Below are 13,306 nucleotides of genomic sequence, written 5' to 3' on the forward strand. Positions count from 1 at the left end.
TTATATCTCTTTTATTTTCTTCTTGGTATCGTGAAATAAACTGTAAACCCACTTTTTTCAGCCAGTTCGGCATTGATACGACATCCCCGTTTCCCTGCAAACTCGTCGTGGTCGCGAATAATCTGCTTGCAAACAAGATATTCTGTTCCGCGTAGTTCTCCTTTCTCTCCTGTTGAGGTCATACGTTCCAGATTCGGATAGAAGAGCCGGTTGAGTTCTTCACGGGTTTTCTCTCTTCGCGTATCCGTGAAAAGGAAACGGATATATTCTCCATCGGTTACTGTTTTCAGATATATTTCTCCATTCAGTGACACAGACAAGGCTTCATCTATAAGATTCTCTAATAGAAAACGTAGTTGAATGAAGTCCCCTACTACCCGCTCGTCAATAGCTTCCGTATGGAAAGATACAGTGAAAGTCTTTCCTTTGCTCGCCTTGCGGAAATACTTTTCAGCCAACATACACAATTCCGTCACGGCAACTGTCCCACGACGGAATGTAACTTCTTCCAACTGACGGGACGCACACGAACTCAGAATCGTAAATATACCTTTATAATATTCTATCAATTCACCGATAGCTGATACAATTTCCTTTTCTCCTGTTTCCGACAACGTTCCTGAACGGAGTTTGCCGATGAGTTGCTTAATCTTATTGGGATAATAAATTGTTTCGTGCTTGATGGTGGACAGGCAATTATCCAGTACCATATTCTGCACATGCAACAGGCTGTCTTCCCACGACGCACGATGCGCTTCTTCATGAGCTGCCTCGATATCCCGGTATTTGGTTGCCAACTTTACCACAGCATTGAACACTACAATCGCTATGTAGCGGGCTATCAACTCCAACAATAAATGGGCTGCTTCTTGTTCAACACTTTCCTGACGTTCAATGTACAGCACACCGATACAACGTGAATCTCCCGCAGCGTCCACCACCAAAGGCAAAGCTTCAAATCCCGGTGCAGACAGTTGTCGGTTCTGATCAAAACAGCGCTGAACAACTTCTTTCCAGCCTTCATCTTCTGTCGGAGATCCATTTTCCAAAGTTTCGGACAACATATTCTCTACTATGGAATTCGACGCATACTCCAGCTGATGTGTCGCCTCATTATAAACGGCAACGCCCAGCCTGTCAATGGCCAGCAACTCATTTACCGCATCAAATGCTTCGTCTACAATACGTTGGGGGATAGCTTTCAAAGTCTCTTCCTCACGCTGCAACGCCTCTTCCGTTTCGGTTACCTGTGTCAGGGAAGCAGTAAATATCTGCCTGTTAATTTCCAAAACCTGCTCCAGATTCCAACGGTTCACAAGACGCTTACGTATATATAAGATGTAATAGCCCAACAATAACAAGCCTATCAGTCCGACAAACAAGATAACACCTACCATCTTATTATTAGTAGAACGTTCCAACTGATTACAATATTCTTCCAGAGACTGGTCTTCACCCAGCAACTTGTACAAAGTTGTATAAGCAGCATTGTTATAACTGTATGCATCCCATTGTTTCAATGCAAGAAACGCGACCGCAGCTTCATTCCGGATATCCAATATAACATGAAAATCCGAATTGAAAAGATTATTCCACCACGACAATTCTCCCGGTTCTCCTTCTCCTCTCAACGTCATATAACGCTGTGGATAATGAGCATATTTCTTGTAATGCGCATTCAGGCAAGCTATGGCGGAGTCTGCATATTCCAGCGTCAGCTCGAAATCTCCCGCCACATTACTGTAATAGGCTTCATTGGCATATTCGGAAGCCTCGTTTAATAAAATCTCATATTCATTTTCCGCAGCCTGGGACAGGGAATCCTGTGCAGTTTGTGCATACACTTCATCAGGCTGTATGATTACTTCTTCCACAGGTTTATGGCACGAACTCATACCAAAAGGAAGAAATATACATAAAAGAAATATCAAAGTTTTACGCACCCCGACCGGCAAACGGAAATAGAAGCGACTACCTTTTCCCAATGTGCTTTCCACATTGAACAGGCAGACTTTGAACACTTCATTCGTCTTTCGGTACTTCTCAATAATACCCTTACAGTTCATCAAGCCGAACCCACTGCCCTTATTTTTCCGCAGTTCTTCCCGGTCGGCAGCATCCAGCATACCTATTTCCTGTGAGTTATACAGCTTTTCCCCTATAATACGTGTCACATCCTCTTCCGAAAGTCCATAACCGCTATCTTCCACTGAGATTTCCACATACTCTTCCGTCGGGCGGGCATATACCTTTACGTTCCCTCCTTTTGGAGTATATTTACGGGCATTTTCCGCAAGCGTATTTATCATGAACAGTGTCAACGCCTTATCCGCTTTTACATAGGCATCGGTTGGGGTTACTTCCAACTGTTGCTGCTTCATCTCAAAAGCACGGCTTCCTTTCCTTATCAGGTCGAAAAGCTCATTCAGTCCGAAGGTTTCAATATTCAGACTCAGACTACCCTGTTTCATTTTAATCCACAGAGCCAGAATATCATTATATTCATTGATCGTTGTCACCAGTTCATCCATGTACTGATACTTTTCCGCTTTGATACGCTCGTCATGGATAAAACCTTTCTCTGTCAGTTTATGTACCTCGTTGATGATGCGGTCAATGTACGGATGGATGCCGTTCACGATGGCCATACAAGCTTTCTTTATCAAATTCTGGCGTTTGTTTCCTGCTATATGCTGTTCATAAACATAACGCTCCTTCTCTAAACGGCGACGCTCATCACCCAGCGAAATGGAAGTCATACCATTATCAAGCGCCCACGTGATATATGGAGTAATCACATGCACTATGGCCCGGTCATCCTTCGTCAGCCGTTTAGGCAATACCAGTTGCCCATCCTCTATCCGGATATCCTTTATTCCGAACAGGTCTCCCATATCCGTCTGTACAGCAGAAAGAATAGCATCTACAATTTCCTCTTCCGTTTGTGCGTCCGCAGGGATGGAAGCGGTTATTTTCTGGCAGATATCCAGCATTTGCCTCAAACGGTGCAAATGGACACGGTTACGTTCCTTCGATCTTCTATTGAATATCCAAAACAACAAGACCACCAAAATAAAACCGACAATCACAAAGAACAGCAAAATATTCAACTGCCTCGCTTCACTTTCCAAAGCCAGGTAACGGCTTTCCAGCTCCTTGTCCTGACGGGTATCTTCCAGGATATCCAAATAAATATTACGGTTGTAGTCTGAATACTGCTTCATCTCCAATCCGGCATACGTCACACTCAATTGTTCGCGGATGCGTGAAATCCATTCCGGTACGGTTCGTAGTTTGCGCTGTATCCATGCTTTTTCAGAAGAGATGGTATCCCGGATATCAAAGGTCTTCAGCCAGTCCAGGCTATCGTGGCAATCATAAAAACGGCGGTGATGGTTATTTACACATTCCAAAGCAAGTGTCAGTGTATCCAACGCCTCAGTATAACTGCCGTGAGCATTCAGATATTTACCGATTGAAACATACGCTCCTGCTATCTGATACAAGTCATTGTACTGCTTGAATTTCTTCAAAGCCAGCTGCCCTAAACGCATAGGCAGCAAAGAATCTACCGGTGCTTCAAACTGTTTCAATGCATGGGAACGCCGGGTCTGAAAGAATTCATAATTATCCGGTGACGCCATCAGGTTAGCAAGCCCTTGGACTCCATTTCCCTCAAAATACAAGTACCCGCCACGGGAAGCCAACTTCCAGGTCGTATACAGTTCGTCAAACTCGCGCAAGCGGCGTTCGTCCGCAGTTTCTCCTTCACACAACGCTGCCGAGCCTTTTATATAATGATAATATAATAGCTGATTGGTATCTGCAACCAATTCTTCCTGAGGATATATCTCATTGATCGAGGCCACAGCTTCCGGACGCTGCTGCAAATAGTAATAATAGACTGCGGAAACGATATAAAACTCAGTACGTGCATAGTTCAGCCGCAGTCGTTCGTGCTGATCTACGAAAAGGTTATTGTCTTCGTCAATTCGTTTCATACGGCGGAGAGCACTGTTCCGGTAGTCATAAAACTCCTTATTCATAGCAGTCCGCTGATAAATTTTCATCAATCCGATGTCAGCAATCAGTAATTCCAGCTCATTTTTAGTCAGACTGTACACTTCGTTATGAAACTTCTCTGCCTTCTCGAAATCCATACGCATGAAGGCACAAAATCCTAAATTGTTGGAAGCTTCCGCTTTCCCCTGACGATAAAGGTTCACGTTTTCATAGGCTCGTGTAGCAGCATGACAGGAAGAATCCAAATCCTTATAACGGTAAGAATAAGCCACTTGATTGAGTGAATCAATAAGGCGCACTTCCTTGGTGGGGGCGGTGCCCACACAAGAAACCATTGCCATGCAGGAGAACAGCAAGCTTGCCGACAGTATAAGGGAAAACCGTTTCACTTAGCAAAGCTACAAATAAATCCGGGAAAGAAAAAAGATTTTTCTACAATAAGTCTTGTAGAATGTAGCGGGAAATTCATAACTTTGCAGGCAAATTAAACAAATAGGTAACATCTATTACAAAATGAGCGAAAAAGCACCCGTAATGGTATTCTCCGGAACTAATTCGAGATACCTTGCAGAAAAAATCTGCGCAAGCCTTGATTGCCCTCTGGGAAAGATGAACATCACACACTTTGCTGATGGTGAGTTTGCAGTTTCCTATGAAGAGTCAATTCGTGGCGCACATGTATTCTTGGTTCAATCCACCTTCCCTAATTCCGACAATTTGATGGAGCTTCTGCTGATGATTGACGCGGCCAAAAGAGCGTCTGCCAAAAGCGTAGTTGCAGTTATTCCTTATTTCGGATGGGCACGACAGGACAGAAAAGACAAACCCCGTGTTTCTATTGGCGCTAAATTGGTAGCCGATTTACTTTCAGTAGCAGGTATCGACCGTCTGATTACGATGGACCTCCATGCTGATCAAATCCAAGGCTTCTTCAATATTCCGGTAGATCACTTGTATGCTTCTGCAGTGTTCCTCCCCTATATTGAATCGCTGAAACTGAAAGACCTTGTAATTGCTACGCCTGACGTTGGTGGTTCCAAGCGTGCCAGTACGTTCTCCAAATATCTGGGAGTTCCTCTGGTATTGTGTAACAAATCACGTGAGAAAGCAAACGAAGTTGCTTCCATGCAAATTATCGGTGATGTAACAGACAAGAATGTTGTGTTGGTGGATGATATCGTAGACACCGCCGGAACTATCACGAAAGCTGCTAACATCATGTTGGAAGCCGGAGCAAAATCGGTACGTGCCATTGCCAGTCACTGTGTAATGTCTGACCCCGCTTCTTTCCGCGTTCAGGAATCTGCTCTGACTGAAATCGTATTCACTGACAGTATCCCCTACTCTAAAAAATGTGCGAAAGTAAAACAACTCAGCATTGCTGATATGTTTGCTGAAACAATCAAAAGAGTGGTGAATAATGAGTCTATCAGTTCGCAATACATTATCTGATTTGCTTCAGCAAATCAGAAATTGAAATTATATAAATAAAAAATAAAGGCTGCGCAATTCAAACGAATAGCGCAGCCTTTTATTATTAATTCTTACTTTTTAATTATTCAAGTCCAATCTTCCCATTTTATAGGTTCCTTTTCTTATCACTTTTCCATTTTTATCTGTTTCCACAAAGGGACCGTGCTTCTTGCCTTGTTTGAAAAAGCCTTCGTAACGGTTGCCGTCTTTGTCCTCCTGCACACCGTTGCCTTCTTCCATACCGTTCACAAAACCACCTTTATATTTGGTCCCGTCTGTCATAATCAAAGTGCCCTGGCCATTGAACTGATTATTTTTCCAGTCACCTTCGTATGAGTCGCCAACATTCCATTTATACAACCCATGACCATCACGCTGGTTGTCTTTCCATTCACCGTCATACACTGCACCGCTGGCCCAGGTGAATACACCCTTGCCGTGTTGCATACCATCTTTGAAGTTACCTACGTACTTATTTCCGTTGGCGTAGTAATAAATGCCGGCTCCTGTACGTTCGCCTTGCACATACGAACCTTCGTATCGGTCACCCGTATGGAAAAAGTAAATGCCTTTGCCATGTTGCATATCATCTTTCCAGTCGCCTACATATTTATCTCCGTTCGCATATTCAAAAGTTCCTTTTCCGTCACGGACATCATTTTTCCAGTCGCCTTCATACTTGCAACCATCATTCCAGACAAACGTACCTTCACCATCTTTTTTATCATTCTTCCAGGAGCCTTCATATTTGGAACCGTTTTTCCATGTATATGTACCCTGACCTTCACGCTTGTCATTCACCCAGTCACCTTCGTAAACATCACCGGTATAATAGTACATCGTCCCTTTTCCCTGTTGATAATCCTGGAACCACATACCATCATAGCGATTGTTGTTCATAAAGTAATAAATGCCTTTACCATGTTGCTGATCCTGGAACCATTGTCCTTCATATTTTTCACCGTCGGGGAAAGTATACGTACCATAACCCTCACGCTTACCTTTCACATATTCGCCTTCGTAGACGTTACCATTCTTAAAAACAGTCTTTCCCTTACCATTGGGTTTACGTCCTTTCATTTCACCCGTATACACGGAACCGTCCTTGAATGTATGCGTTCCTATCTTTATTTCAGAAGATAATGAGCTTTTAACCTTATCGAAGAAACCTTGTTTCTTTTCCTGAGCCGTCGCCCCGTTTTGGGACAAGAATACCAGAATGAGTGCAGTATATAGATATTTCATTGAAAATTATTAATTAGCAATTTAATAATAAAGGCGATGTTTACGAAAAACATCGGATTCCCTTGAGCATGTAAATAAAGAAACCTGTTTTAAAGACGTATAAAGACAGTAATTTGTTACATACTCTATACGGGATTTGCACAAAGATACGATTAATCTCCCAAAAGGAAGAGGTATCACACGTTTTTTATGACATTTTTTTGCCGGACACTACTTCTTTTAATGTCTCTTTGCACAAATGGCGTGAGGCAAGTTCCCGTATTTCTTCCGGAGTAATAGTCTTCACCGCATCTACGGCATCCGTTACGTACGAGTGCGAAAGACCGGAAGTATGAATGAAAATCCAGGCATCAGCAAGTGAAAAGGCAGACTCATAGTTACGGCACATATCTCCCAACATATAGTTCCTTACCATGGCAAGTTCTTCGTCCGGAACAAGGTCGTTTTGCAGGCGGTCTATTTCATGATAAACTTCTTTGATCAGAGGTTCTACAAACTCATTGGCAGTCTCCGTGTTGATCACAAACAACCCACTGTCAGGATAAGGCATGATACCTGCAGAAATGCCATACGTATACCCCTTTTCTTCGCGGATATTAGACATCAATCGACTACCAAAATATCCGCCCAGTAACGTAACCAGCACACGCATTTTCAGATAGTCGGGATGACGGCGGTCCAAAGAAAGCATTCCCATGCGGACGGCACTCTGCATTGCGTCAGCCCGTTCGGCAAAGAAACGCTTTTCAGGCGAAGCCTCAGGTAGATAGAACGTTTTTTCCGGCTTCCGGAAACCTTTGCCGAAAGGTTCATTCCCAAAGAGGGTCTCTATACGGCGGACGGTGTCTTCACCGACTTTTCCCGAAAGATAAATGCTGCAATTCCCGGAATGGTAGTAACAATCGTAAAAAGATTGAAGCACGGAAGGGTTGATTAGATGATAATCCTTTTCCTGCACCAATTGTCCGCAAGGATGTTTATCACCATACACCGCATTTATTAAAGTACGATGGGCAAGAAAATCAACCTTCGAACTATTTACAAGAAACTGCTGGATGTTATTATCGACAATCACTCCCAACTCCTTCTCCGGAAAGACAGGTTCTTTTACAATCGATTCAAAAACATCTAAAGTCTGGGGAAGATACTTATTTAAAGAATAAAGTGTGACGTAAGCATATTCCGATGCACTGGAAAGTTCCAGCCAGGCACCGTAATAATCCAGTTTCTCAGCAATGGCAGCCGCGGAATAGCGACGGGTTCCTTCACGCAACATCCGGTTGGTGAACAAAGCCTGCAAACGTTGAGTCTGTTGCCACCGTCCGCCTTCCATCAACAGGTCAATACGCACTACTTCATTGTCTCCGGCATTGAGAATATATAAAGGTATACCGTTCGGCATCACCCGACGTTCGGGCGATGGCACTTCCAATTGTTCAGGTTCACGGATGAAAGGTTGGATGCTTCTGTCTAACATGTCTTCAAAAATTCTTCTGCTTTCTCCAGATCCTGAGGAGTATCTATACCTATTGTTTCTACTTCAGTGACACCTGCCTTGATGGTATAACCACTTTCGAGCCAACGAAGCTGTTCCAATGATTCTGCCAGTTCAAGGGAAGATTGCGGCAGAGAGGTTATCTCTTTCAGCACTTCGGCACGGTAGGCATATAGTCCGATATGTTTATAATAGGTGTGATTTTTCAGCCAATCCTGTTTTTCGGCGTTACGCTGATAAGGAATAATGGAACGGCTGAAATACAATGCATTCATATTTTTGTTCAGTACCACTTTAGGTGAATTGATATTCTCTAAAGCCTCAAATCCGTTATCAGGAGTAAAGGGCTTCACCAGTGTGGCTATCTGAGTTGTGGTATCGTCAAAACAGGCTTTCACCGTTTCCAGCTGGGAAGGTTGTATGAAGGGCTCATCTCCCTGAATGTTGACCACAACATCAAAATTCCCTTCTATTTTGGTATATGCTTCATAGCAACGGTCCGTACCACTTTTATGATTTACGGAAGTCATCACCACTTTTCCGCCGAATGCTTTTACTGCCGCTTCTATCCGTTCATCGTCGGTGGCCACATAAGCATCGTCCAAAATGCCTGCCACTTGCTCGTATACCCTCTGTATTACAGTTTTTCCGCCCAGCATAGCCAGCGGTTTTGCAGGAAAACGCGTGGATGCATAACGGGCAGGGATAATTCCTAAAAACTTCAACATATCTTAATTTGCTATTTTACAATTTACTAATTTGCTTGTGCGACACATACTTCATCGCATTTCCAACTCTTTCAGCCCCCGGCAGATGTAGTCACGGCACAAATCTTCAGGTTTGTAAACCGTGCCGTCGCATGACAATAAATCTATATCCAGCCGGACTATCTCTTGCTTTTTCTCTTCCGGCATTCGTCCGGCTTCCCGTTCGATGGCTTTCAAGTGCGAAGTGATTTCCATTGCATCTCTCTCGGAAATGAAACGTGCCACCTGATTAGAAAACAAAGAGGAACGACGGAAATAAAGCGGTTTCGTTTCTTCTTCCGTAGAGAAACAAATGCCGGGAAACAGTTCTTTCAAACGCTTCCGCGCCAATGAAAGGTTTTCCTTCCGGCGCTCATTACTGCCGATGCTGATTGTATAAACCACGACTAATTAAAAAATTGAGAGTTGAGAATTGGAAAATTATTCAAACCAATCATCCAAACCGTTCTCTGATGCCGGTTCCAGGTTTATGTCCCCATTATCTTTACAGGGATCGAAACCATCCGGTAATTGGAACTGCTCATTTTCATCATAGCCCAATGTCTTGTCGGCAAAGACTTTCACCATATATTTTGCCCAGATAGGCAATGCCATTGAAGCACCCTGTCCATGAAGCATCGTATCAAAATGAATATCGCGTTCTTCACCGCCTACCCAACATCCGGACACCAGCGAAGGAGTAAAGCCCATAAACCAACCGTCGGCATTATAATTTGTCGTTCCGGTTTTACCGCCCATGTCGGCTTTTACGCCAAGACGACGGACACGTCCGCCTGTTCCTTCGTTGATTACGGCACGAAGCATAATCAACATTTTATAAGCACTGGAAACACCGATAACCTCTTCCATTTCCGGAGAGAAAGTAGCCAGTACATTACCCTCATTGTCTTCAATGCGTGTTACGAATAGAGGAGCAACCCGAATACCTTTATTGGGAAATGCCGTATAAGCACTGACCATTTCTCCTACCGAAATCTCACAAGGACCAAGACAGAGAGAAACAGACGGTACGATTTCACGGTTACGCACACCGAAACTTTCTATCAAGCGTTTTAAGGAATACGGATTGAGTTTACTCATCAAATAAGCTGTAATCCAGTTGTCAGAATTAGCAAGCCCCCATTTCACGGTCACCATCTCTCCATAACGTTTAGTATTGGCATTACGGGGTGTCCACGGTTTGCCATTCTCGTCAATCAAAGTATATTCCACATGGCGCGCTTCGTCACAAGGAGAGAAGCCGTTTTCCATTGCCAGCGTATAAACATAAGGTTTAATGGTAGAACCTACCTGACGGCGGCCTACCATAGCCATGTCATACTGGAAATAGTTATAGTTTGGTCCGCCAACATACGCTTTTACATGTCCGTTATGCGGATCCATTGACATAAAACCAGCACGGAGGAAGTGTTTGTAATAGCGGATAGAATCCATCGGAGTCATAATCGTATCCTTTTCACCCTCCCATGTGAATACCGACATTTCTTCGGGAGTATTGAAAGCTTTTTCTATTTCAGCATCCGACGCTCCGGACTTTTTCATGATACGATAGCGGTCAGATTGCTTCATGGTACGGGTAAGAATTTCATCTACCTGCTCCTGAGTAATTCTGTTGCTGTAAGGCGCCTTCTTGCGTCCTTTCTTCTCCTTAAAGAAGTAACCTTGCAATTCTTTCAGATGTTCTACTACCGCTTCTTCCGCATATTGTTGCATACGCGAATCGATAGTAGTATAAATTTTCAAACCATCAGTGTAAAGATTATATTTAGAACCGTCTTTCTTAGTGTTCTTTTCGCACCAGCCAAACAATGGATTGTTTTCCCAGTCAAGAGAATCCTCATAAAATTTCTGCATCTGCCAGCCGCGATACTCACTACGCACAGGTTTCTTGGCATTCAGCACACTGCGCAGATATTCACGAAAATATGTAGCTAACCCTTCTTTGTGGTCTACACGGGTATACTTCAGTGTCAGAGGAAGAGCTTGCAGAGAGTCGCACTCTTCGGCCGTGATATATCCTGCTTTGCGCATTTGGTCGAGCACCACATTACGCCGTCCGCGCGAACGCTCCTTAAAACGGACCGGATTGAAATAAGACGGATTTTTACACATACCAACCAGTGTGGCAGCTTCTTCTATTTTCAGTTCTTTAGGATCACATCCGAAATAGGTATTAGATGCAGTCTTGATGCCTACCGCATTATTCAGGAAGTCAAATTTATTGAGATACATAGTCAGTATCTCTTCTTTGGTGTAATAACGCTCCAGTTTTACAGCGATCACCCATTCTATAGGTTTCTGAAACAAACGTTCCATCACATTATCCGCACTGGGCGAGTAAAGCTGTTTAGACAATTGTTGCGTAATGGTACTACCGCCACCCGCATTTTTCTGGAACAGCAAACCACGCTTCACAATGGCGCGGAACAGAGCGATAGCATCAATTCCGGAATGCTCGGCAAAGCGTACATCTTCCGTTGCGATCAGCGCATTGATAATATTGGGAGACAAGTCATTGTAACCTACATAAACGCGATTTTCCTTACTAAACGAATAGGTACCGAGCACCTTCCCGTCTTCCGAGAAAATCTGTGTGGCAAACTTATAATTAGGATTTTCCAAGTCTTCAACAGGAGGCATATAACCTATCCAACCTTTGGCTATGGAGAAAAAAACAGTGGCACAAGCCAGTACTACGACGGCTAAAAATATCCAGAGGATTTTTATGATGTTCTTTATCATGCTTATTACTGTAAATTCACAAATTCAATAATATAGACAACCTGTAATAATAATAAGGCAAAGGTAAGGAATTATATTGGAACACTTGTATATTTTCTATAGAAAAACTCTTAAAATGCCACATCTTAGCAAACCAAATGCCACAGTTAGACAAGCCGAATGCCACACTTGATGTGTGTTCGAGTGTGGCATTTGGTTCACTGAGATGTGGCATTTGGCTTGCTTAAGTGTGGCATTTGAAAGGGCAAAATACGGCATTTCGACTGCGGAAAAGTGCGCATTTTCATGCTTTTTTTGGCGAAAAGTACACGAGCAAAGGTCTTTCCTCATGCACTTTTTGCCTAAAAAACGTCATTTTTCGCTTAGGATAAAAAGAGACAACAAGCTCATCTTTCGAATTTTAACCAAAATAAAATGCATTTTTTCTTTCTTATATATTCTTTATAACAACAACAGCAATAAAAGAAAAAGAAAGAACTGCTGCTGATGACGATGGCGATAATTTGTATTTCGAAAAAACTTCTAAATTTTCTCCTGCCTTTTTTCTGTACTCCGCATATTTTGTCTACCTTTACACTCTCGAAAAGAAACAAAATAACGAACGATATGGAAAACAGAAGTTTAGTCACCATCGCCGAGCATAGCAAGGAAAAAATCCTCTACATGATTGAGATGGCAAAACAGTTTGAAGCCCATCCCAACCGCACTTTGCTGGAAGGGAAAGTAGTTGCCACCCTTTTTTTCGAGCCATCCACCCGCACAAGACTCAGTTTTGAGACTGCAGCCAATCGCTTAGGAGCCCGTGTAATTGGTTTCAGCGACCCCAAAGCAACAAGTTCATCAAAGGGAGAGACCCTGAAAGACACCATCAAGATGGTGAGTAACTATGCCGATATCATCGTGATGCGGCACTACCTGGAAGGAGCCGCCCGCTATGCCAGTGAAGTAACCACCGTGCCTATCGTCAACGCCGGAGACGGAGCCAACCAGCACCCTTCGCAAACGATGCTCGACCTCTACTCCATCTACAAAACGCAAGGTACGCTGGAGAATCTGAACATTTTCCTTGTTGGCGACCTCAAATACGGCCGCACCGTGCATTCGTTGCTGATGGCAATGCGCCACTTCAATCCCACTTTCCATTTCATCGCCCCCGATGAGCTGAAAATGCCTGAAGAATATAAAATTTACTGCCGTAGCCATGGCATTAAATACGTGGAGCACACTGACTTCAGCGAGGAAATAATAGCCGATGCCGATATCCTCTACATGACCCGTGTACAGCGCGAACGCTTTACCGACCTCATGGAGTACGAACGGGTGAAAAACGTATATATACTGCGCAACAAAATGCTGGAACACACCCGCCCCAATCTGCGCATCCTGCATCCCCTGCCCCGCGTCAACGAAATTGCATACGATGTGGACGACAATCCGAAAGCCTATTACTTCCAACAGGCACAAAACGGTTTGTATGCCCGCGAGGCCATTCTCTGCGATGTATTAGGCATCACTCTGGATGATGTGAAAGAATGATATAGCAAGTTACAATTGAAGTTAC

Annotated in this window: 8 protein-coding genes; 2 read left to right on the forward strand and 6 right to left on the reverse strand. The window is 43.6% G+C overall.

Annotated features, from left to right (window positions below; all coding sequences use genetic code 11):
* Positions 1–11: 11 nt before the first annotated feature.
* Complete coding sequence (locus BUC01_RS10765) at positions 12–4,364, reverse strand: ATP-binding protein (protein WP_081795812.1); 4,353 nt, start codon at positions 4,362–4,364, stop codon at positions 12–14.
* Positions 4,365–4,536: 172 nt separating this feature from the next.
* Here BUC01_RS10765 and BUC01_RS10770 point away from each other — a divergent pair, with 172 nt between their 5' ends.
* Positions 4,537–5,475: a ribose-phosphate pyrophosphokinase gene (locus tag BUC01_RS10770; protein ID WP_073313708.1), complete on the forward strand. Its 939-nt coding sequence runs from the start codon at positions 4,537–4,539 to the stop codon at positions 5,473–5,475.
* Between the two features lie 99 nt (positions 5,476–5,574).
* Here the strand turns inward: BUC01_RS10770 and BUC01_RS10775 are convergent, their stop codons facing one another.
* The 5 genes from BUC01_RS10775 to BUC01_RS10795 form a co-directional block, all read right to left on the reverse strand.
* Entirely contained in the window at positions 5,575–6,741 is a 1,167-nt protein-coding gene (locus BUC01_RS10775) for an MORN repeat-containing protein (protein ID WP_025832651.1), read from the reverse strand.
* Between the two features lie 187 nt (positions 6,742–6,928).
* Positions 6,929–8,218, reverse strand: a complete 1,290-nt coding sequence (locus BUC01_RS10780) for a M16 family metallopeptidase (RefSeq protein WP_073313709.1) — start codon at positions 8,216–8,218, stop codon at positions 6,929–6,931.
* A complete protein-coding gene (gene kdsB / locus BUC01_RS10785; RefSeq protein WP_025832649.1) occupies positions 8,212–8,961 on the reverse strand; it encodes a 3-deoxy-manno-octulosonate cytidylyltransferase in 750 nt (249 codons plus the stop codon). The genes BUC01_RS10780 and kdsB overlap by 7 nt, the downstream gene beginning before the upstream one ends.
* Positions 8,962–9,015: 54 nt before the next feature.
* Complete coding sequence (locus BUC01_RS10790; protein WP_073313710.1) at positions 9,016–9,387, reverse strand: 2-amino-4-hydroxy-6-hydroxymethyldihydropteridine diphosphokinase; 372 nt, start codon at positions 9,385–9,387, stop codon at positions 9,016–9,018.
* 36 nt (positions 9,388–9,423) lie between these two features.
* On the reverse strand, positions 9,424–11,745 hold the full coding sequence (locus tag BUC01_RS10795) for a transglycosylase domain-containing protein (protein WP_073313711.1): 2,322 nt from the start codon (positions 11,743–11,745) through the stop codon (positions 9,424–9,426).
* Between the two features lie 606 nt (positions 11,746–12,351).
* Between BUC01_RS10795 and pyrB the strand changes: the two genes are divergently transcribed.
* Complete coding sequence (gene pyrB / locus BUC01_RS10800) at positions 12,352–13,281, forward strand: aspartate carbamoyltransferase (protein WP_025832647.1); 930 nt, start codon at positions 12,352–12,354, stop codon at positions 13,279–13,281.
* Positions 13,282–13,306 lie beyond the last annotated feature (25 nt).

The organism is Bacteroides stercorirosoris, from assembly GCF_900142015.1.
GTDB classification, from domain to species: domain Bacteria; phylum Bacteroidota; class Bacteroidia; order Bacteroidales; family Bacteroidaceae; genus Bacteroides; species Bacteroides stercorirosoris.

Bases quoted from the DNA above. Each gene is read 5' to 3' on its own strand.
- BUC01_RS10765 (WP_081795812.1), bottom strand. From the start codon at position 4,364: ATGGCAATGGTTTCTTGTGTGGGCACCGCCCCCACCAAGGAAGTGCGC.
- BUC01_RS10770 (WP_073313708.1), top strand. From the start codon at position 4,537: ATGAGCGAAAAAGCACCCGTAATGGTATTCTCCGGAACTAATTCGAGA.
- BUC01_RS10775 (WP_025832651.1), bottom strand. From the start codon at position 6,741: ATGAAATATCTATATACTGCACTCATTCTGGTATTCTTGTCCCAAAAC.
- BUC01_RS10780 (WP_073313709.1), bottom strand. From the start codon at position 8,218: ATGTTAGACAGAAGCATCCAACCTTTCATCCGTGAACCTGAACAATTG.
- BUC01_RS10795 (WP_073313711.1), bottom strand. From the start codon at position 11,745: ATGATAAAGAACATCATAAAAATCCTCTGGATATTTTTAGCCGTCGTA.
- pyrB (WP_025832647.1), top strand. From the start codon at position 12,352: ATGGAAAACAGAAGTTTAGTCACCATCGCCGAGCATAGCAAGGAAAAA.